Source organism: Aliiglaciecola lipolytica E3 (assembly GCF_000314975.1).
Taxonomy (GTDB): domain Bacteria; phylum Pseudomonadota; class Gammaproteobacteria; order Enterobacterales; family Alteromonadaceae; genus Aliiglaciecola; species Aliiglaciecola lipolytica.
The window spans coordinates 43,041-64,894 of sequence record NZ_BAEN01000014.1 but is presented as its reverse complement, the minus strand read 5'-3'; the positions used below and the strand labels follow the sequence as shown (position 1 = coordinate 64,894).

Here is a 21,854-nt window from a genome sequence, read left to right as displayed (position 1 = left end):
TAGTCAAATAATCTAAAAATAATGTGAAGTTTTTTATACAATTTGTAACTCAGTTATAATTCTTAATGCACAGTAGTCAATGATTTTAGTTTAAGACATGTTTAATTTTGGATTTAATTAATTCAAACCTAGCTGGCAATTCACGCTTATGTTTAGTAACCAAATATAGGGTTTCTGCCACCACATGACTCATATCGAAAATATGTAATTGCTCAGGTGTTGCATAGCTCTCCACTGTGGAGCGCGGTAAAACCGTAAACCCTAGTCCTTTACTAACCGGCAGCAAAATTTGTTGAATCTGGTTGACGTATCCTTTGGTTTTGATTTTCCTCACATCAAAGTTCGTCAAAACTTGTTGCTCACAATGGGCTAAATACAAACGCAAATAATGGTCTATATCAGGATGACGAATCAGACCTAGCGACATCATGGTGGTTACTAAATTGGTGTTTGTTATCGTCGTTGAGCTCGGAAAAACCATGACTAATTCTTCCTGTCCTATAATTTCATCAGAAAATAACAATGAGTCTGGCCGTTGAGTCACTATGCCTAAATCAGATTCTCCGTTTAAGATCTGTTGCAAGATACGATTATTAGGCGCGGCTTCAAGGTGCACAACTAAATTCGGGTACTGACACTGTAATGCAATAAAGTCAGAAAATAATAAAGTAGCTAACGATCCCGAACAGGAAATAAAGCAGTCTCCCGAGGTTTTATCATTCGCATTTAAGGTTTCCATAAATTCAGCTTCTTGACGCTGCATTTTTATTACATATTTATGCAAGAGCTCGCCTTGCAACGTTAAGTCGAATGTTTTGTTTTGCCTTTTTATTAAACTATAGCCACACGCCTCTTCTAACTTCTGAATATGTTGGCTAACACCGGGCTGTGTCATATGTAAAATTTCAGCGGTCCGCGTGAAATGACGTGTTTCTATCAAAGTTTTAAATGTGTTTAACCAAATGGGATTTAACATGATAATTTTTTGTTATCAAAATAATAATTATTGATAATTTATCACAATCAAAAATACTTTGTACTATGTATTCAACATAACCTTACGGAGTAAATTTAATGAGCCTTACTAAACAATATCCTCGCTCTTTTTCACACATAGGCATATCTGTGCCAGACCTTGATAAAGCGGTTGAGTTTTATACCCAAACCCTAGGTTGGTACTTAATTATGGAACCAACTGAAATACAAGAAGACACCAGTCCAATTGGTGAAATGTGTACTGATGTATTTGGTGCTGGATGGAAAAGTTTTAAGATCGCACATTTATCCACAGGAGACCGAATTGGCGTAGAAATTTTCCAATTCAATAACCAGCAGAATCCCGAGGACAATTTCGAATACTGGAAAACTGGTATATTCCATTTTTGTGTACAAGATCCTGATGTAGAAGGCTTAGCCGATAAAATCGTTGCAGCAGGCGGCAAAAAACGCATGCCAGAACCAAGATACTATTATCCCGGCGAAAAACCATACCGCATGATTTACATGGAAGACCCGTTCGGAAATATTTTAGAAATTTATAGTCACAGTTATGAACTTATTTATTCAAGTGGTGCATATAATTAAATCTAAATAAAAGAAACGGCAACATTAGTGTTGCCGTTCTTGGTTTGACGTCATTGATTTATTTCACATCAAATCTGTCGGCCGTCATCACTTTACTCCACGCATTAACAAAGTCATCTACAAATTGTTGCTTCGCATCATTAGAAGCAAACGCTTCAGAAACAGCGCGAAGTTCAGAATTAGATCCAAATACAAGATCAACTGGGGTGGCTGTCCACTTTAATTTTTCAGAAGCCCAATCCCGTCCTTCATACAACCCTGCCTGATTGTCTGACTTTGACCACTTTGTCGACATATCCAAAAGATTGACAAAGAAGTCGTTGCTTAAACTATCTGTATTGTCGGTTAATACGCCGTGACGACTCAGATCTGCATTTGCGCCTAGCGAACGCATTCCGCCCACTAGTACGGTCATTTCAGGGACCGTGAGATTTAACGTATTAGCTCTGTCAACCAACATCACAGCAGGAGAATAAGCACTATCTTGCGCATAGTAATTTCGGAAACCATCTGCATGTAATTCAAGCACTTCGAATGCTTCGACATCGGTTAATTCCTGTGTCGCATCGACTCGTCCCGGTGTGAAAGGCACATCCACGGTGTAACCCGCATTTTTAGCCGCTTTTTCAATGGCCGCTGCGCCACCTAACACTATCACATCAGCTAATGAGACTTTTTTGCCACGACTTAACTTTTTATTAAATTTCGTTTGCACGTCCTCTAATTGACTTAACACCCGTGCTAATTCTTGCGGGTTATTCACTTCCCAATCTTTTTGTGGTGCAAGGCGAATTCTTGCGCCGTTAGCTCCCCCACGCATATCAGTTGCTCGGAAACTAGCAGCAGACGCCCATGCAGTTCTAACTAGGTCAGAAATAGAAAGACCTGAGTCCATGATTGCCGCTTTGAGCTTTTTCACGTCGCGTTCGCTGATAGGTTTGTAGTCAACCTCTGGCAGCGGATCTTGCCAAATTAGGTCTACTTTTGGCGCATCTTCTCCTATGTAACGTGCTCTTGGTCCCATATCGCGATGGGTTAATTTGAACCAGGCTTTAGAGAAAGCTAATTCAAACTCTTTGGGATCTTCATGGAATCGTTTTGCTATTTTTCGATAACTTGGATCGAACTTTAAAGCCAAGTCGGTTGTAAACATAATAGGCGCGTGACGTTTAGTAGAGTCGTGGGCATCAGGGACCATATTTGCCCCGCCGTTGTCTTTAGGTATCCACTGAGTAGCGCCCGCTGGGCTTTTCGTTTTGACCCATTCGAAGCCGAAAAGGTTATCTAAATATTGATGCGTCCAAGCCGTAGGATTGACCGACCAAGCCCCTTCCAATCCGCTGGTTATGGTGTCTTCAGAATGTCCTTTCCCACATTTATTTTTCCATCCAAAACCTTGCTCTTCAATACCAGCCGCAGCAGGTTCGGCATCTAAACACTCCTCGGGTTTGTGAGCGCCATGTGCCTTACCAAACGTATGCCCACCAGCAATGAGGGCCACGGTTTCTTCGTCGTTCATTGCCATACGACCAAAAGTTTCTCTGATATCTTTTGCGGCAAGCAAAGGATCTGGATTGCCATTGGGGCCTTCCGGATTAACATAAATCAGTCCCATTTGAACTGCCGCAAGCGGCTTTTGAAGCTCTCTATCACCGCTATAGCGTTCGTCTGCCAGCCAAGTTGTCTCCGGCCCCCAGAACACCATGTCAGGCTCCCAATCATCTTCTCGGCCACCGGCAAAGCCAAATATTTTGAACCCCATTGATTGCATGGAAACATTGCCAGTTAACACCATTAAATCGGCCCAAGAAATTTTGCGTCCATACTTTTGTTTGATAGGCCAAAGTAACCTTCGCGCTTTATCCAAACCAACATTATCAGGCCAACTATTGAGTGGTTCGAAACGTTGTTGTCCACCAGCACCACCGCCTCGCCCGTCTGACATTCGATATGTACCAGTACTGTGCCACGCCATGCGCACAAAGAATGGGCCATAGTGCCCATAATCAGCAGGCCACCAAGGTTGTGAGTTCGTTAGAACGTCTTTTATATCTTTTCTTACCGCATCCAAATCCAAGGTTTTGAATGCTTCGGCGTAGTTGAAATCTTCACCATACGGGTTTGACCGCGGATCTTGTTGGCGTAAGGGTTGTAGATTGAGTTTATCTGGCCACCAAAAGTGCATATTTTGTTGCGTTTCAGCAGCGCTGATTTGAGTTGCACTAAAGGCAGAAAAAACCAGACTTAGCGCAGTGAGCACGGGTAATTTAGATTTGAGCATAGTTTTGTCCTGAATGACTATTATACGGGTAATCGAGGAAACTATAGACTTAAATCTACGTAATAAGGAGCGAGAAATTATAGGAAAAATAGATTAGTCCAATCTATTTTTACAATCTGATAACATTTTATCTTGAGAAAAGTATTTTTAGCAGTTAGAGCTTGCGACGAGCTGTGTAAGCAGAACTTATTTTCTGCTTACACTGAAAACTAATATTATAAATAGAATCCAAAACTATTAGACCGCCTCGTCGTTTTGTTCTCCGGTACGAATTCGGATAGCCTGAGCAACTGGCGTAACAAAAATTTTTCCGTCGCCTATTTTTCCAGTCGCGGCAACTTCCATAATCGCCTCAATACAACGATCAACATCTGCGTCCGGAACAACTACTTCTATTTTTACCTTCGGTAAAAAATCCACATTATATTCTGCGCCACGATACGTTTCTGTATGTCCTTTTTGCCTGCCATACCCTTTCACCTCTGTCACCGTAAGCCCAGATACACCGGCTTCGGTTAAAGAAGCTCTTACATCATCGAGTTTAAAAGGTTTAATAATCGCTTCTATTTTTTTCATTCAAATTCCTATTTTATTGGGCAACAATATTCATTGGCAATGTATATTGAAACTATTAAATTTCAAGCTTTTTTAATACACCACAGTTACTCACTGAATGTCCATCGGAGCAAGCAGATGCGATCTCGGATAAAGCAACTTTTAAATTTTCCAATTCGCTGATACGAACACTAACTTCTTGGATATGACTGTTGACCATATCATTCACTGTTTTACAACTTTTATCTGGCTGTGAACGCATTGCAATCAACTGCTGTATTTCACTAATCGAAATATCAAGTGAGCGACATTGACGAATAAAGGTTAACTGCTTCAACGCATTTAGATCGTATTCGCGATAATTACTGGTGTTTCGCAGTGGCTGTTTGAGTAACTTTTGCTTTTCGTAGAAACGGATAGTTTGCACGGAGCAGCCAGATTTATTTGCGAGCTCACCTATCTTCATTTTCGCCTCTGCCCTCTTGACTCTATAGTAGGTATAGACTTTACACTGTATTCCATTAACCATCAACGTGGTCAAAATAATCTATGCAGTATACAAAACATGCAAAGCCTCATGTGCTACACAAAATTCAATTAGCCAAACAAGCTAACATGGTTGGCAATCATGCGCAGGCCTTTAATTTATTAGAAGACGCTCATGTTATCGGGCAAAAGTCTACGTACTTACATTGTTTAGTACACTACTTGATGCTAAAGCATGGCTTCGAAAAAAGAGATATTGTGGAAGTTTTCGGGCAAATATTGCGTATTTTCGGCGCCTTAACCAAAACTTGCTTTGGGTTATTACCCTCCGGCAATACTGGCGGGGCAAATGTTGGTCCTTTTACATCTATGCCAATATCTGCGCAAAATAAACGCATCATTGATGCGATAGAACAAAAGATCTCAGATTGAAAATCAAAGAGTAACTGAATGGAAAACCACAACCACAATTCGAGTCATTCTCACGCTCATGTTCACGGTCATTCTCACGGTCATAGTCATGCCCATCACCATACTGCCTCAGAAAGAATTGGTTGGGCGTTCTTTTTAAACGTGACTTTTACCATTATTGAATTCATTGGTGGTTGGTTAACTAACAGTACCGCAATTATGGCTGACGCTGTGCATGATTTAGGTGATAGTTTAGCGATTGGCACAGCTTGGGGGCTAAATAAATTAGGTGAAAAAGATGCTAACCCCGTTTTCACCTACGGGTTTAGACGCTTTTCATTGCTAGGAGCGTTACTCAACAGTCTGATATTGATCGTTGGGGCAGTTTGGATATTGTTCGAAGCAATTCCCAGACTTAGTAATCCGGAAATGCCGCAAACAGAAGGTATGTTTGTGTTAGCCATTTTTGGTGTCGCTGTAAATGGTTATGCAGCATTTAAACTAAGTGCAGGTGAAACGCTCAATGAACGGGTGTTGAATTGGCATTTAATGGAAGATGTGCTGGGTTGGGTAGCGGTATTGATAGTGTCTGTGGTGTTAATGTTTAAACCGTGGCCAATTTTAGATCCGATTTTATCTATTGCATTTACCTTATTCATTCTCATTAACGTGGTAAAAAACCTGAAAGTTACACTAGTGCTTTTTTTACAAGCTACGCCCGACAAGTCTACCCATGACAACGTAAAAGATATTCTTATGTCACCTGATAGCATAGATGATGTGCACCACTTACATATTTGGTCATTGGATGGCGAAAAGCACGTTATGACTGCGCATTTAGTGTTAAATGAGCAGATTGGGATTCAACAAATGAAAGCGCTAAAAGCAGACTTAAATGAGCAGCTATCACCTTTTGGCTTGGCGCATACGACAATCGAATTTGAATTTTCAGATGAAGTATGTAGAGACAAATAAAAGTTCTGTCGTTAGGAGTTGTAGGCAAATGCCATCTTATTGCAGTCGCTAGTCCTGTGTTTCCGCTTCATCACCACCATAAATCATGGCGTCGGCTACATCATTTGGATCTTGATTAAAAAGCAGATACCCCTCTTCGTTTAATAACCGTATAAACACAATGGGGCTCTGACGGAGAATACTGTAAGGCGTGAACTCTAATGGTTCTTCATTTAATTCATCCCGTTCACTGGCAATCTCAGCCATAGTTTGAAAAATTAAGTCTTGAAAATCATTAGGATATTGGTTTATTGGTTTGGCTATTTGGGTAAGTAACGTATCCATATCTTCACCATTTAGCTGAGAGGATAAATACCATCCCATCACTAACATATCAGCTCGAGTAGACCCCGGCATTCCAGCCAAATCCCAATTGTAAATATCCGCCACTGCTAAACTGGTAAATATTGGACGTACAAATAATTCGGTCGCGATCCCCCCGACAATAGAACCCATAATTTCGCCAGCCGTTTCTAGCCCTTCAGCAAATGCAACAATACCTTCTGCAGCAGCTTCAGTCAGTGCCACTATTGCACGACCCAATGCCATCGAACCACAATACAAACCACATCCTGCGGCGATAGCAACTTCAATAACAATCACCACTTTTCTGGCAATTTGTTCGGCGGCAACTAAACCAGCAGTTGTAGCTCCCCGCGCGATCAGCATTGCTTCTAATCTACGTTTAATGGCAGTAGCGGCCGCGGCTCTAATAGGGATAAGACCTATTTTACCCTGAACAGCAAAGGTTAAAATAAACTGGATAACTTTGATCGGAGAATACGCGTTAAACGCCAACTGAAATCGTCTAAATGCGACATTCGCCTGAGCTTGTGAATAGCGTACTTTATATTCCTCCCAAACCGCCTGTAATACCATTCCTGTCACAGTTCTCCAGATCGAAGGCGGTACACCTATTTCACAAAGAATAAAACACAATAACAAACCAGGATCTTGCCCTACTTGTTCGGGGGTGAGTTCTCCTTCTGGTGTTTTTTGAATATGGCTGACGGCATCGATTGGCTTTTTGTTGAGCGTACCATTCGCACCACCTTGTTGGACGACGTGAGTAAGTTCATGCGCCATTAAATGCATGCTTTTAGGTTGGTTTACCTGATAAGCGCCGCGATTAAACACAATATGATTGCCATAAGTAAACGCCTTAGCCTGTATTCCTTTAGCCGCCTGATTAGCTTCACTATCGGTGTGTAAACGGACGTCGTCAAATGAGCGATTAAAACGCTGGGAGAAAAATCGATTTTCAACCCTAGACATTCCATGACCTTTGCCATTAAGTGAGTTGACGTAATTACCTAGTCCACTGCTATCCCCGGTAGATTTCTGACTCGTGTCATGATTTGAACTTTCTGCTTTTGCGGAGGTTTGTCGCTGCTTTAAGCTCGATATATTGCCTACACTAACGCCCGGCTTATGCATAACCACATCAGCGACTGTATCGGCCTCCTGTTCATACGTATCGTTTGCAGGGCCGATATGCAATTTGGGTTGTAAAGCCAAAGCATCTTGTTCGTCTTGTTCGCAACTTTCACACTTACGCTGAATTGTGGGCCCGGTACTTCCATTTTGTATCAGACGTGTCCATTGATGATTCATTAGCGGTGCAGACGGTTGCTCTACGCTACCGTCTTTATTACTGCTATTCGCCACCTGCGAGGACGCAATATTTTTTTTGCTTGCGTGACCTGAATTATCAATATTCTGGCTGTTATTACTTGGACGAGTTTTTAACATCTGCCTGCCTCCAGAAGAATCACTTGCGCGTTAAGAACAGTTTATTTTCCATGTTCTTTTCCACGCTAGTGGGTGCTCTAGCATTGATGGTAGCCATTCGTGTGGCTAATCCTTCAGCTTGTAGCACTTTTTTGAGTGCTCTGGCTTGTGTATCAGCGACTTTCACCGCTGCATCAGAACCGTCTTTGCTTACCAGTTCGATGGTTTTTATTTGGGTCTCTTTTTCAATCAACTCCTTTACAGCGGCATTAAACTTTTCGTCTTTGACTACCTCATTATTGTCATCGAATCTAACAATTTTGGCTAAATCGCCTGGAATTGCTCCGATTATTTGGCCGGGTGTTAAGATGACAAAACTAATGACTGCACAATTGCTTGGAAAAGATGTGCGCTTACTGGCGAGTGCAAAATGATTCGTTGCATCGCCCAGACTCATCAATTCTGCGAGCACCTCATTTTGTGCTTTGGCATTGTCAGCGTTGGGTATATGCTCAGGGCTTCCATCTTCTCCTAAACTTGGTTTTACACTAGAGTAGACCGAGATAGCACTGGCACTATTTAACATTTCTTGTAAAGCCACGTTTTGACTCAGATGTGCTTGCCAATTATTCACAAACAATTGTTGTGAGCCCGCTTCCACTTTTATTGAATCCCAGTAATATTGCAGTGCATTGAGTCGATAGTAAGCTGCTTGATTACGTCCAACTCCAGAATCGGCTTCAGCTAAAATTAGATCTAGCGCGGCACTTTCGGCTTCATTTACTTGCTCTCCTGGAATTAATTCTATGTCCAAAGCTGAAGAAGCGACTAAAAAGACCTCATGACATTGTGTAGCACTAACTAAAACAGTGGCTTTTTGACACTCACCTAACATGCCGCCAGGAATAGCAAAGGTCGCCATATTATCCTCTGGCTTGTCAGCTAACATGCCTAACACATCTACGATAGATTCGGTTTGTTTGAGAGTCACTTGTGCTGATGTCGTATCCTCTTGAGGATGAAAGGCTCCAGCGTGGGTTATCAAATAATTTCCAGCTTCTTCCCACACTTTTTTGACATTACTCACTTGTTGTTCTGAAGTGAAATCCCCAGTCTTTGATTTAAACATGGGTTTAACGTCTAACTTCCTGGCAATATCAGAATTAAATACATCGTCCAACGTAACATTAGTTGAACCGGGTTGATATTTAGCCACTGCGTCACTGATTCTGCGCGGTATAGCATCGGGATCAGAAGTCAGTACTTGATACACGGCATGACAGTCGGTTTCGACTTGATCTTGTTGTTGTTGCGCAAAGTAGACAATAACGCCATCGCGTCCTTGGGCACTCATACCAGTAGGCAAGGTTTGTTTTACTACTATGGGTAATTCAGTTTTAAAATCGCTTACATCGTCTAGCACCGCATTAGTACTATTCACTCTTGAGGTTGCCAATGCATCACCTTCATTGACCACATCTCCGCCACTTGCAATCGCTGCAATCACGACTTGTGCGTTACTGCCTACGGCACTTCTCCATGCCTGTTGCAGTGAATTGTGCGCACTATTAATTGCCGCTGAACTGGCCGAAAACTCTACCTCAACAATGGATTTAGCATTTGCTACCGTTGATTCAAAACCACGCTCTAATGAAGCAAATATTTTATCTAGATCTACATCAGCTGTTAACTCTAGCAAATAAATTTGATATTTTCGGGATGCCAAATTAACATCCGGAATGGTGGCCCCTTCACACACTTTAGAACGTCTTCGATGAAATAAAACCCATGGATATTGACCTTTAACGATCAATTCGCTGGGCACACTCACTGGCGGTGGGAACAATAGGTGGCTAGCAGTTTCAACAAACCCTTGATTGTTTAGTGCACCCGCGATCTGTTTTAAGGCGACCAATGATTTATTGTAAAATGGATTGCCGGGCGACAACGCGTTATCGTCTGGAATAAATTTGCCAGATAAAAAGTTTCGTTGTTGTGGTTTTCCCTCCACCAATGTAGTTAGTTGGCCAACCACCTCGCACTCACCCGCAGCGTTCCACGCTTGAGTGTAAGTCATATCTACTAAATCCGAATTACCAAAAAGTGAAGGGCTTGGAATACTAATTTCAATGGCAGAACCCTGTTCTGTAAGTTGACGGCTCAACACAATGTCATCATTTAAACTGGCGCTGGAGACTTGGGTTTTAGGTACACCATTCTGAGTAGTTGTGTATTGCAAAATGCTATCGCCAACAAAACGACCAAAAAGCTTAGTTGTACCTTCCCGTGGCGTCACTTTTTCGATAATTAGCTGTCCACTAATATTCAGTTCTACAATCGTATCCAATGCAATATCACGATCGTTGCCCGAATATAATAAACTTGCTTCCATTAAAAACCGCGCTGACACTTGTGCTCTGCCACCAGCCGACAGTGCAAAAACATCCTGATTGGATTGCATTTGTCCCCACAAGTTAATGTCGGTTTTTATCGTTTGTCCTTCAACACTTGTAGAGGCAGAGTTTTCTGTGGCTAGATAAAAGCCTAAGTTACCATTTTGGTTTTCAGCTCGAGCAGCGCCCGTCATATCTTTACCAAAATCGAGTTTACCAGCGGAAACGTTCACCGCACTGACATTGACATTGCGACCCATGGACGCAGATCGCATCACCATTTCGTCGCGAATACTATTTTTATCTAAGCTATCTTTAAATGCATCAGCAACCAAATGCAACATCATCCCCAGCATCGCATCAGTTGAATCAAGATGTGCTTGAAAACCCGGTTGCTTAACCGGCTTTTCAGACTGGCTTAGCTGTCCTTCGGGGACAAGAATATCTACTTCTTGTATGTTCGCCTGATTATCCAAGCCGGATAACAAACAAATGCGCTGCATATGCTGAGCTTCTTCAAGTGCATGATGCACATAATCTGCCCGCACCGCACAAAACCGCAAATCGACACCTCTTCCCATCAGTTGACGAACTTGTTGGTTTATCGAAATAGATGAGTCTGCTACCACCGGAAGATAACCGGCGCTAGGCAATTCAACGATGCCGCAATCAATCAATAATTGTTGACTAACCCGACTACTCCCGACCGCCTGTAATCGATCAATACTGGCCCTTAAAGCTTCGACGTCCAAGGTAGCAATGTTAACTTGCGATTCTTTACTGGCCTGAGGAAGCCGCTCAATCTGCGTGAGTTTCGCTGACACGTCAGTGTAGTAAGAAAGCAATTGCTGCATGTCTACTGCTGCGGTCTTAATTAACGCTTTTTCATCCGCGCAAGGATCGCTAGTCAAGGGAGGATCTAGTGGATCAAATTTACCTAAACAGTCTCGCAAATGACATTGAAACTGAAGTATCTGCGCCAAATATATTTGCCAATTGCGCATTCCCATACGCGCTGCCCAATATTGCTGAGGAGGCGGTACAATTCGCTCTCTACGCACACCCCAGGCATCTAAAAATACGACGGTTTCCCCTACCTTAGATAACATACCAATGGCAATGCCTTCGCCACTTAATGCTTCTGCACCTAGACACCAAGTTGCAGCATTAAGTCCTTGTTGGCTAATCAACGACGAAATGGTATTTTTTTCTTGCTCGAAATAAGCTGACACAGTGCGTGAACGCAGGTGCTTCTGTGCCATAGTAACTTGTGTCGAATCTTTAAGTGGCTCGGTGAGCGCAAAAGGCACAGCTCGAATATTTATCCCTTCCACTATATGAGTTCGTTGCGTACTGCTTATGCAAGCTTCAGAACACAACTTACCGTATACGTCTTCTTCACCACAAAATGCCTCTAAATGATTTACAACGATCAAATACAACTCTTGTTTGCTTAACACATTGTTTGATCCAGAATCTGCAGCTCTTATTTCACAGGTTTTAAAATCGCTACTGCGTACTTCACTTTTTAATTCGCTGCTAATTGATGTTGTTGCAGCTTGAGTGAGTAATGTATTAATCCCAATTTCGATATCTTGACTCAAGACCAGTGCGCGGCCTTGCCAGTCATATCCAAGACCCGCACTGATCGCTATTTTTTGCCCCGAGGCAAGCACACAGTCAAATCCATTCACAATGCCTCCGCCGGCAGATTGATTGGATAATCGAATTTGATTCAGCAACGCAGATTGCTCAAGTTGTAAATCTGGGGCGCGTAAAAACTTACCGTCAAAATAGTTTAAGCGAGTCAAAGAACTAGCGCTGTCGATAACATTGTGTCCAGCATCGGAATTAGACGCACTTTGACCTACTTTAGAAATGTTAAGACTGCTCATGATCCGCTCCTAGTTTTAAACATGTAGATGAAATCATTGCCTTGATAGGCAGTACCAGCAGGGCTATCGACACCGCCTGCTAACGGGATTCGATTACGACCTAATATGGGTGTTTCTCCCGTCCCCTTAACAATAAGTCGAACAAGAACCCCAGCAGGTGCATCACGCAGCTCTACGTGTAAACTATTATCGCTGGTATCATATGTAACCTGTTTGATATCACATGAAACCCAACCATCTCGGGTATCAAATGCGCTCACTGTTATGCCTTTGGCATCTGCACTTGCTTTCATCAGTGGTGACCCGACCACCTTCATTTTAATCAATTCAGTACCTTGCATAGTGACACTTTCAGCATCAATTCTAGGACCACCGGCATCGCCAGAAGGAGCATCAGGTGTACTCTCGCCTATTTCAGCATCGGGATGAATTGCACCACATAATAAGTTTTGAATAGCAGATGTCGGCAATAAATAAGGTCGAACAAATGGATCAACATCGCCAGCGATGAGTTGCCATTCATCGTCTTGCTTGTGTAGTCGCAGTCCTTTTAGATTTGCCAGCAGCACTTTGGCTGGCGTATGTTGCGGAAAACTAGCAAATTGTGTGGTACCAATCGTAGTGTCAGGTTTGAGAGTAATACCATCTAACACCGCAAAATGTGTGAACCATTTTTGGCACAGTGCGGCTTTGTCATTTTCGTCGGCAGCGAGAATTTCTGCTTTAGCCGCAAGGACATCAGCATCACTCTCCAAAATAGCACCATCCTCATCTTCTCTGGGCTGTGCTAAGCCGAATAATAAATTTAGACGATAATAATCAGTGTTATGTGGTGATTGGTATTCACCCGGTCTTAAAATCACTTTAACCGTTTCAACAACCCGAGAATAGGCTGTTGAGGTGCTACTAGCATCACAAGACTCACTTAACGCTGGTACTTGACGACTCAAACAGGCTTGAAATTCCAATGTCACGTGTGCATCGAATATAATATCGCCACTTTCTTCATCTATTTCGATGACTTGTTGTAATTCTACGTCATCTTGATTGGCTGCATACCAAGCTGCAAGATTAAGGCAAGCTGCGTGTTCAAGTAACAGCTCTCTGCCAACGCCATCCATCGCCAGACCTGCCGATACTTTTATCTCGCCAGAAAACTCAATCTCGTCTGATTCTGGATCATCTATGTGTGGCAACACCACATCGAGACCCCACACTACTCCTTCACCGTGCAACCAAGCGTTGTGATACCACATCTTACCGCGATGATAGGCATCTAAGGTTTGAAAATCATCGACGCCCAACAGCATGCCAAAATGTACATACAGAGATCGAAACGGATCCACCGGCAATATTTGGTTAGCTAAACCGGCACTGCCCGATGTTTGATTCACTATTGCTTCTGCGCTCACAATATTTCTCCAATAATCCTTATGTTAGGTTCACTTCTCTAAAGGCTTTGCCGGTTTTTTCAAACTCTTTGCGAATAGCCATAATAAAGTGCGCTTGTTGTATATCTTGCTGTTGTTGGGCCGCGTAGTAGGCCGCAGCCACAGCAGCATTTCTAATTTCTCCGCCTACCAACGGAAATAGCGTGGCCAACTGAGTAAAATTAACATCTTGATTTAACGGTGCTGTGTTGGGCACATGACAACGCCATAAGTGTTCTCTATCAGGAATACTTGGCTCGCGAAAATCAATAATGAAATCGAGGCGACGAATGAAAGCCACATCAATGTTATTGCGAAAATTTGTTGCCAATATTGCCAACCCATCGTAAGCCTCAAGTCGGGTGAGTAGGTATGCCGTTTCCAGGTTTGCGTAGCGATCATGTGAATCATTCACTTCTGTGCGTCGACCAAAAATGGCATCGGCTTCATCGAACAATAAAACCGCTTGAGATTGCTCTGCATAGCTAAACACACTGGCAAGATTTTTTTCTGTTTCCCCAACCCATTTAGACACCACTGCGGCTAAATCAACAATCAGAAGGTCTACCTGTAACTCGTTGGCTAACACTTCTGCAGATAAGGTTTTTCCGGTGCCTGGCACGCCTGAAAAAAGCAAACGAACGCCTTTTGCTCCGCGGCGATTGTGTAAAAACCGCCATTCATCTAACACTTTGTGTTGTAGTTTTAATCGTGTAGTTGCTTCTTTTAATTGCTGAATTTTATCGTCAGGCAAAACCAAATCAGACCAGCCTAATTGCGGCGTAATGCGTTTAATGCCTTGTGGCAGCGATGCGCCTGAGTAGTGTTTAAAGAGTTTGCATACACTTGCGAGATCGGAATTGCCGGGAGAATGTTTTTCGACCTGAAGAGAACGCCATGTAGTCACGCGCTGTTGCGCATGATAAGGGTCAAGTGGAAACCAAGAAGCTAATTGCGCCGCATTATCTGCGTATTCAGGTAATAATTTCTGCCATATCGAAATGGCTTCAGTGTGCGCTGGCCGTTGAATGGTAAGCTCTATCTGTATTTTTGTATTCGCGACTAAATGGACATTCGTTACACTACATATAATCACTGTAGGGCAAAGTTGGGGTAATAACGCCAGGTTTAGTGGATGCAGCTCTGCGCATAACAATACTGGGATACTGCCTGACATTAAGCATTGGCAGGCAAAATCATTAAAATCTTTGTCACTATGTTTGTCAGTAACACGCAATATTAACGGCTTATTTTGGGTCGTTTCTAAAAGTGCCAGTGCACGGTTTAATCCCACATAGACTTCTGAGCTTTTAATTAAAATGAGTGCATCCATCTTGTTCACCAGACAATGCTTGGCATGGTTAGCACTTGTTTCGTTTAGCCATTTATCTAAGCCTTCAAAACAGCAATGAATTTTTTCGGGTTGATGGAGCGAGAATAGTGAATTGGCACTGTTTAATGCATACCAAACACCAGATTCCATGTGGATTGATCTGCTAAAGGTCGGTGTTTCACCTCGCAGTTTTACTAACTGGGTTTTAATTAAGATTGATTCGTTAAGACAGTAAGCTAACGCCTGTCGATCTTCGATATGCTTACATACCAACTGAGCCAGCAATGCTGGTGTAGGATAAGGTAGTCGACTGGGATGCAATTGACTAAATAGATTAGCAAAGCCCTCATGCTCTTCTGCCATCCCTGCTAGCACCAATAATTGCAATTCAATTAAAGATAACTTTAATTGTTGGGTTAATCTTTCTAGCGCGGTTTCAGCACTCATATCCGTAGTAGTCTGCACAGATAAAGTAGACAAAGATTCAACTGCACTTGATGGTTCTAGCGAAATTAAATGCTGCTCAATTAAATTCAGATAATCGTGCAAAAATACTAATCCAGCTTGAAGCTCGGTATCATCTTGAGTAAATCGACTTTCTAACAATGCAATTAATTTACTGCACAAAAACGCGACTTGATGTAAGACCGCCGCTCTACTCTTTGCACAATAAACATTTGTGTTACCAAAACCGAATTCTGAATAATCACTGTTATCTGAACGTGGAATCAAGTTTTCGTCTATCAGGTGCGTGAGTGGCTTATTCATAATAAAATTTCACCACATATCCCAACCAAGGCACGTAATCTGGATTTAAATCTAATCCAGCAGCGCGCACTTGAGTATCTATGCTGTCGAGTTCAAAGGTAACGTTCACCCAGCCTGGTTGATAGTCAATGCGGGCTTTGCGACGGCACAACCAATCCAATATTTGTTGTTCGTTTCGCGGTGTCCGATCGCCTAACATATGAATTATTTCTTGTTTCAATTGCTGCACAAAGTCATCAAGTGCATCGATTTGTTTTTGGTTAAGCGGATCACTTACCTTGTTGTCTTTTTGAATTTGAGTAATTTCGCCACTAAACACATCAATAACCGGGTCATCGCTGACAGAACGTAATAATCGTTTAGCGAGAGCTCGCAATAACACGCTAGGCGAATCGCCATGCTCTAATAATGCAACCAGTTGTGCTTGCCAAACCGGGCGCTTGAGTAGATTTATTATGTATAACAACCCAGCAAATTCACTCAGCAACAAGACATTTGTGGGTGATAATTGCGATATAATTGGGATGTCAGTGAACAATAAGTCCACAGCTTCATCTTGACTTTGCAAATCTTCATTATGACTTGAAGAATTTGAATTAGCAGACATGGGGGCAGGTTCTGTGAATCTCGATAGTGCTGTTGTTACTTGTTCAATACGCATCACAGCAAAAGAGATCAATTTTGCATTATTGGTTATTTCCAAGCGATAGCCAGATTTCACCCAATCAGATAACAGTGCAGAAAAAACCAAACATTTGATGTCATCTATTGGCTTTGTATTTATTGCCTTTGTTGCATCATTTTTGTGGCCACTACTTGATTTCAACATTGAATAAAAAACCAACCAAGTCTCGCCCACTAGTGCTTGAGAACCAGAAATACTGTTGTTTTGGGAAAGCTGATTTAGCGACACTTGGGCAAGTAAAGTTGGCCAATTACCAGTACACTGGATATTGACTTGAGATAACAACAATGACCAATCGGGTTTGAATTCAAGTATTTTGTCAATCAAGCGCACTGCATCGTAAAAATCTAAAAATTGATGTTGGAATAGCATCTTTACCCGTCCGTCGACGGCCAATGCAATGAACACGGCTTTTAATGTAGTTGGGTTTCTTTCTAAATACGCCAACCAATCACTTTTCGCAGAGTCAAAATCCATATTGTCATCACGCACAATACCCATTTGCTGCCACGCCCAAACATCGTCTAGTTGACGACTCGCAAGCATGATAGGAATTGATGTGAGTACATCGATTTCTGAACTGTACCTTATCCAATTTGAGGGATCAGGCTGGGCGAAAAGTTGCTTTAAAGTAGCGTCTAATTTTGCCAACCAACTTTGAAAAACTTCAATGTCTGTTTTATTAGGGTCAAAGACAATCGGCACATGCCAAGTGCGTATACACACAATGTCTTTATCACTTAGACCATTACTGATTAACGCTAAATCAATATACTCACGAAATAACTGCTCGGTAAGTAAGTTCAATCTGGCCTTTTGATGAGACTCTGTTTCACTCAAATGATAACGGCGTAACACTTCTTTTATTTGAATGTTCATTTAGCCCACCCTAGAGTCAAACCCGATCTGACTGTTTCCTACAGTCATACCGCTTTTTGCCTGCCCTAATACATCAGTGGTTCCTAAAACGGTCTTGCCTATTTGTACCTGACCAAAACCTGAGCTTTGGCCGACTACCGATGACATTCCTAGATGCAACCCCGTGCCTATACGCATTCCGGAGTCGACTGAACAAATATCAAACACAGTATGCGCAGGCCGGTGAAGATCAAGAATATGTTCGATAACTGAACGTATTTCATCATTTAAAAGCATAGGAACAATGACGCTAAACTTGTGGGCATGTAAGCTTATTGCGTCAACCAAAGACACTTCTGTTTGCAGTTCGTCTGAATGCGCTTGTTGGGCGATTGAGTGAGCATTTGCCTCACCTAATTTACCGCCAATGCGAAAACCCGCTCCTAAGATAGAATTAGAGGCTATTCCCGAATCTTCTCCTACAATCGCGCCACCTAACCCACGTACTTGAAAATGTTCAACAATGGTAATGTCGCGCTGCAGATATATTTCAATAAAACGTTTTAAGCCAGCTAACGTGCCGCGAAATTTGAATAGCCACATAGCTTCTTTAATAATTTGTCGTTTGGCTTCGTGCGACCAGCGTGCGTCCAACTCCATGCCTAAGAGACTACTTAGCCAAGGCAAGGAAGCATTGGGAGCAGCAAAAGGATCGAGGAGTTGGTGACGCTCATTTGAACGCTTCTCTAATTCGTCAAAATTGCTGTTTAAAAGGGTTAAATAACGATGTAGAAAGTCACTTGCAGCACCTTGTTCAGCAAAAACGCGAGGCAAGCGTCGTAAAACATCCACAGCAGGATATTCCACGCGGATATTTTTAATTTTAGGTGATGAATGTGATTTACCGAATAAATCGATGACCAACCACAAATAACGTCCAGCAGGCGCATTGACTGGCGCTTCGTATGTCCGCCAAGGTTCGTCGGTAAAAGACCAAGGTAACTCGCGATGCTGGCTACGGCGATGCAATGATTGCCTAACATCCGTGTTATTCAGTGCTAAATGGGACGGTAGAGGTGGAGTCAAATCAGGCCTGATCAGCTCATACTCGCCAAAATTTTGTGGCGGTGTTGCAGGGATTTGCGTGCCACTGAGGTGCTCATCACTGACGATATAGCCTAATTTAAGTTGCGTGCCCACGGGGAGGCAGGCATCGATAAAAATGCGTCCCCAACGGCGCTGCATTTCCTGATTGTCTAGTCGAAAACTAATAAACCTCCCATGGCTGACATATTTAATTTTAGCCACGGTGGCGTTCATTAACCCTTTGTGTGACCAATAAGCAATATTACCCAGTGGATCTAATGCTATTCCTCTGCCGTCATAATAACGCGCATTTAAATGCGGCATTTGTGCGATACTATTTGGACTTATTCTAAAGCGTTGAAAATCGCCATTTACCGCGCCAGCCACAACAATTACGTCATCCTGAGCGGCTAAAACGTCAGTAGCGAATGGCACATCAATGATGTCATTTTGGCCATCGATGGCCCATATTAAAGCATCTTCGGTTCCTGCATTTAACAGGACAAAAATTCGTCCTTGTTGATTTACCGCAACGCTATCCAAACTGAATTTTTTAACTTCAGTTGGCAATGCAAGGGCGACGCTTTGTGGAAGCTGAGTCGCATTAAGTTTAATTAACTTGGTATCATCAAATTGTGTATCGTCAGTTTCTGAAGAAACTATCACAAAAACCTGTTGGCCATCGCTGCGCACAACACTCGGTACCCCATCTAAATGCAAGGTACGGATTAAGGTATTTTCAACTAAATCAAAAATGTGAATCTGTTGATTACCACTATCAGCAATAAATAGTCGTCCTTTTCGATCCACTGCCAACCCTACTGGTCGACTAATGTCTGTGCGTTTTTGCGTGCTAGTAAACTCGCCAAGATAATAATGCTCAGCAGTAAATAACGACTTAGCCCGCTCTGGCTGGCGCTTTTCAGACCACAGTAGTTTCTCAATATCATTATTTTCAGGTAACGAATGATAAACCCGGCACCAAGGGTCAAAGGCTAAGCCAGCCGGGCTAACTGTTTCGGCTTTGGGTTCTTGCAATTCCTCATGTTGCCATGCCAATTGCACTGTTTGCTCATGCAAATCTACACTGGTGTTTTCATGGGCTGAGCGTAGCCACTGATCTACGCCTGCTAACATTGCAAATTCTGTCATCAGCACACGTCCTTAATAACAGGGACAGGTATAACTACCGCGTCAGTCTCTTTTGGCGAAATAATATCGCCAGGATTTAGGGTGATCGGACCGTTTTCCACGCTAATGCCGATAAGTTCGGGTACCTCGTTTTTTTGTAAATTAACCGTATTTGCAATTTCATTGCCGTTATTATCCCAGCCAATCAGTTGTAACCCTTCTAAATACTCTACCCCTTCAACTTGATGAGCAGCGGCTTCAAGTTCTGCGCCGTGAACACGACGCCCTAGAGGCCAACCTTGTCCACCCGGGCCGTATGGGGGAAGCGGTGCTAAAAATTGACGCAAGGCTAATTCAACCCAATGGCGCACCGCATCAATACCAAAACCATTTTTAACTTTCACCCCCACGGCAACAGCAATAGGTACGTATTTGGGCGGCAACACATACATTTCAGTAGTCACTAACCGTCTTGCGTCTAAATATTGGCAGACGCTACGAAGTTGGTTTTTATTGGGCAAGGGGGCATTAGGGTTGTGTTTGTCTTCTTTAGGCCACACCACAACACTGACTACGCCGGCAGATTCTAATTGAGGTAAAGCAGGATGATAGCGGGGTAATACTTCTGAACGCGCCAAATCAGCACCAGGCGCTTGCAGTGCCAGTTCTTTAAAATCAGAGCGTGTCACGGCCCGATTACGCCGACGTAACTCGCTTGGAATTCTCTCTAATGCAGCTTCCAGTGTTTCTGCATCTGTTCCACCATAAGCGCCCAAAGGATTCACAACTTTAGCTAATGGAACACCTACCAGTTTATTAATTGCTTCTGCTGCTACGTTACCGCTGCGGCCACCACCATATCGATATTGGATCACTCTTATACGCTGACCAATTTGCACGACTGCGCCATTAATCCCAGTACCAAAACGAATTTGTCCGGCTTGTTTATCGAGCATAAAATGCCTGTCACTTTCATGACTTGAATAAAAGCCCTCTACCTCTTGCCACTCAACCCAGCCTTGCGGTTCCTCTACTTGTAGCAACAAACTATTGGCCAGCACTTGTGCATGGTTTAGGCTATAAACTTGATTGGGTTGACCATTTCCGGTGCCAATAAATTCGGCTTTTGCATCAACTGCTTGTTCGGCCTGAGTCGCGTTTGCGGCTACATATTTCACTTTGCCAATAGAGCTGTCATCATTCCGAAAAGCACGCAACCAAAAAATTACTCTAGCCTGCATTTCATCATCTAAAGTAGGCGGGAAATCCCCGACGCCTTGCATATTAGGGTCATCTAACTGATACACCGACATATTGTGTTCTTCGGTGGGTAACTGCACTCTCACCACCCCTTCTTTATCGAGTCCTTCAGTGGTATCTCCTAACACTTGCAACGGGTAATAAATGGGTTGGTTTTGACTATTAATGCGCCCTGTTGATATTTGCCAGCTAACCGGTTTTCCGGTTACTTGCGTTCCCTCACCCGGACAACGAAAACGATTAGCAAAAGAAATGCTGTGATGATCAAGATCCGTTTCTAATGTTATCTCAGGGACAAAACCAATATTAATTAACAGTGGTCCCTTTGGATGTGCTAACAAACGTTGCTTAACTAATTCGGTTTCGTTGGCTTTTTCGGATAACACCGCTACCCACAAAATGCCATCAACCGAACTATTCAAATCTCTGGATACACCGGGCTCATCTTGCCAAATGGTTTCTGTATGATAAGGAATCGTATTGCTTGCATCGACGCTCGCTGCTGCCTGCTGGTAGAAGATACCCTGCTCCGTATCTTCATCGGGGATTTGATCTTGTACTTTTAAAACACCCACTGCACTTACGGGTAAAACATTCACTTCTTGTAACGTGGTGAATTTGATATCCCCTGCACTAGCCTGACTGGATAATTTAGCGGCTACACCTTGCGGTTCCTTTGTTGAAAGAGTCAGCATGGCTTTTGATGGATATGCACTGTGTAACGGTATCTGCAATAAACGCAGAAATTCCATTTTGGTGGCATCTGGAATCTGGTTAAAACGATAAAGTAAGTTTTCAGTTAAATAGGAAAACAGCTCAATTAATGCAATACCTGGATCGCTAGGATTATGATCGGTCCATTCCGGCGCATAAATAGGAATTCGCGCGATTAATTCGTCACGAATTTGCTGGTATGAACGGTCATCTAAAATAGGTTTATTCAAGCTCATCCG

At 42.8% G+C, this 21,854-nt stretch carries 14 protein-coding genes; 3 read left to right on the top strand and 11 right to left on the bottom strand.

Translation table 11 applies throughout. The features are described from left to right. Positions 1 to 85: 85 nt before the first annotated feature. A complete protein-coding gene (locus GLIP_RS01935; RefSeq protein ID WP_008842869.1) occupies positions 86 to 976 on the bottom strand; it encodes a LysR family transcriptional regulator in 891 nt (296 codons plus the stop codon). A 98-nt stretch (positions 977 to 1,074) separates the two neighbouring features. Between GLIP_RS01935 and GLIP_RS01930 the strand changes: the two genes are divergently transcribed. Next, positions 1,075 to 1,584, top strand: coding sequence for a lactoylglutathione lyase family protein (locus GLIP_RS01930; protein ID WP_008842868.1), 510 nt, complete (start codon positions 1,075 to 1,077; stop codon positions 1,582 to 1,584). 58 nt (positions 1,585 to 1,642) lie between these two features. On the opposite strand, the gene katG is transcribed toward GLIP_RS01930, so the two are convergent. The 3 genes from katG to GLIP_RS01915 form a co-directional block, all read right to left on the bottom strand. Next, positions 1,643 to 3,865, bottom strand: coding sequence for a catalase/peroxidase HPI (gene katG / locus GLIP_RS01925; protein WP_008842867.1), 2,223 nt, complete (start codon positions 3,863 to 3,865; stop codon positions 1,643 to 1,645). Between the two features lie 237 nt (positions 3,866 to 4,102). Continuing rightward, positions 4,103 to 4,441 carry a P-II family nitrogen regulator gene (locus GLIP_RS01920; RefSeq protein WP_008842866.1) on the bottom strand — a complete coding sequence of 113 codons (339 nt, stop codon included), beginning with the start codon at positions 4,439 to 4,441 and terminating at the stop codon, positions 4,103 to 4,105. Between the two features lie 55 nt (positions 4,442 to 4,496). Then, on the bottom strand, positions 4,497 to 4,886 hold the full coding sequence (locus tag GLIP_RS01915) for a Cd(II)/Pb(II)-responsive transcriptional regulator (protein WP_008842865.1): 390 nt from the start codon (positions 4,884 to 4,886) through the stop codon (positions 4,497 to 4,499). A gap of 83 nt (positions 4,887 to 4,969) precedes the next feature. On the opposite strand from GLIP_RS01915, the gene GLIP_RS01910 reads away from it, so the two are divergent. Continuing rightward, entirely contained in the window at positions 4,970 to 5,338 is a 369-nt protein-coding gene (locus GLIP_RS01910; protein WP_008842864.1) for a DUF3703 domain-containing protein, read from the top strand. 18 nt (positions 5,339 to 5,356) lie between these two features. Then, on the top strand, positions 5,357 to 6,292 hold the full coding sequence (locus GLIP_RS01905) for a cation diffusion facilitator family transporter (RefSeq protein WP_008842863.1): 936 nt from the start codon (positions 5,357 to 5,359) through the stop codon (positions 6,290 to 6,292). Positions 6,293 to 6,340: 48 nt separating this feature from the next. On the opposite strand, the gene GLIP_RS01900 is transcribed toward GLIP_RS01905, so the two are convergent. The 7 genes from GLIP_RS01900 to GLIP_RS01870 are packed head-to-tail and all read right to left on the bottom strand — an operon-like array spanning position 6,341 to position 21,851. Next, positions 6,341 to 8,083 (bottom strand): eCIS core domain-containing protein, encoded by a 1,743-nt coding sequence (locus GLIP_RS01900; RefSeq protein WP_008842862.1) that lies wholly within the window; start codon positions 8,081 to 8,083, stop codon positions 6,341 to 6,343. 19 nt (positions 8,084 to 8,102) lie between these two features. Beyond that, the gene (locus tag GLIP_RS01895; RefSeq protein ID WP_008842861.1) at positions 8,103 to 12,350 is read right to left on the bottom strand and encodes a hypothetical protein; all 4,248 of its coding nucleotides are present in this window, start codon (positions 12,348 to 12,350) and stop codon (positions 8,103 to 8,105) included. Then, positions 12,347 to 13,762, bottom strand: coding sequence for a hypothetical protein (locus GLIP_RS01890; RefSeq protein WP_008842860.1), 1,416 nt, complete (start codon positions 13,760 to 13,762; stop codon positions 12,347 to 12,349). Before GLIP_RS01890 ends, GLIP_RS01895 begins: the two co-directional genes overlap by 4 nt. 19 nt (positions 13,763 to 13,781) lie before the next feature. After that, the gene (locus tag GLIP_RS21245) at positions 13,782 to 15,881 is read right to left on the bottom strand and encodes an AAA family ATPase (RefSeq protein ID WP_008842859.1); all 2,100 of its coding nucleotides are present in this window, start codon (positions 15,879 to 15,881) and stop codon (positions 13,782 to 13,784) included. After that, positions 15,874 to 17,445 carry a hypothetical protein gene (locus GLIP_RS01880; protein WP_008842858.1) on the bottom strand — a complete coding sequence of 524 codons (1,572 nt, stop codon included), beginning with the start codon at positions 17,443 to 17,445 and terminating at the stop codon, positions 15,874 to 15,876. The genes GLIP_RS21245 and GLIP_RS01880 overlap by 8 nt, the downstream gene beginning before the upstream one ends. Continuing rightward, on the bottom strand, positions 17,446 to 19,662 hold the full coding sequence (locus GLIP_RS01875; RefSeq protein WP_008842857.1) for a phage tail protein I: 2,217 nt from the start codon (positions 19,660 to 19,662) through the stop codon (positions 17,446 to 17,448). Further along, on the bottom strand, positions 19,662 to 21,851 hold the full coding sequence (locus GLIP_RS01870; RefSeq protein ID WP_008842856.1) for a putative baseplate assembly protein: 2,190 nt from the start codon (positions 21,849 to 21,851) through the stop codon (positions 19,662 to 19,664). Before GLIP_RS01870 ends, GLIP_RS01875 begins: the two co-directional genes overlap by 1 nt. Between the last annotated feature and the right edge of the window lie 3 nt (positions 21,852 to 21,854).

What these genes read in the sequence shown, in the direction of transcription:
- GLIP_RS01915 (WP_008842865.1), bottom strand. Translation starts at nt 4,886, where the DNA reads ATGAAGATAGGTGAGCTCGCAAATAAATCTGGCTGCTCCGTGCAAACT.
- GLIP_RS01910 (WP_008842864.1), top strand. Translation starts at nt 4,970, where the DNA reads ATGCAGTATACAAAACATGCAAAGCCTCATGTGCTACACAAAATTCAA.
- katG (WP_008842867.1), bottom strand. Translation starts at nt 3,865, where the DNA reads ATGCTCAAATCTAAATTACCCGTGCTCACTGCGCTAAGTCTGGTTTTT.
- GLIP_RS01935 (WP_008842869.1), bottom strand. Translation starts at nt 976, where the DNA reads ATGTTAAATCCCATTTGGTTAAACACATTTAAAACTTTGATAGAAACA.
- GLIP_RS01880 (WP_008842858.1), bottom strand. Translation starts at nt 17,445, where the DNA reads ATGAACATTCAAATAAAAGAAGTGTTACGCCGTTATCATTTGAGTGAA.
- GLIP_RS01920 (WP_008842866.1), bottom strand. Translation starts at nt 4,441, where the DNA reads ATGAAAAAAATAGAAGCGATTATTAAACCTTTTAAACTCGATGATGTA.
- GLIP_RS21245 (WP_008842859.1), bottom strand. Translation starts at nt 15,881, where the DNA reads ATGAATAAGCCACTCACGCACCTGATAGACGAAAACTTGATTCCACGT.
- GLIP_RS01875 (WP_008842857.1), bottom strand. Translation starts at nt 19,662, where the DNA reads ATGACAGAATTTGCAATGTTAGCAGGCGTAGATCAGTGGCTACGCTCA.
- GLIP_RS01870 (WP_008842856.1), bottom strand. Translation starts at nt 21,851, where the DNA reads ATGAGCTTGAATAAACCTATTTTAGATGACCGTTCATACCAGCAAATT.
- GLIP_RS01895 (WP_008842861.1), bottom strand. Translation starts at nt 12,350, where the DNA reads ATGAGCAGTCTTAACATTTCTAAAGTAGGTCAAAGTGCGTCTAATTCC.
- GLIP_RS01900 (WP_008842862.1), bottom strand. Translation starts at nt 8,083, where the DNA reads ATGTTAAAAACTCGTCCAAGTAATAACAGCCAGAATATTGATAATTCA.
- GLIP_RS01930 (WP_008842868.1), top strand. Translation starts at nt 1,075, where the DNA reads ATGAGCCTTACTAAACAATATCCTCGCTCTTTTTCACACATAGGCATA.
- GLIP_RS01905 (WP_008842863.1), top strand. Translation starts at nt 5,357, where the DNA reads ATGGAAAACCACAACCACAATTCGAGTCATTCTCACGCTCATGTTCAC.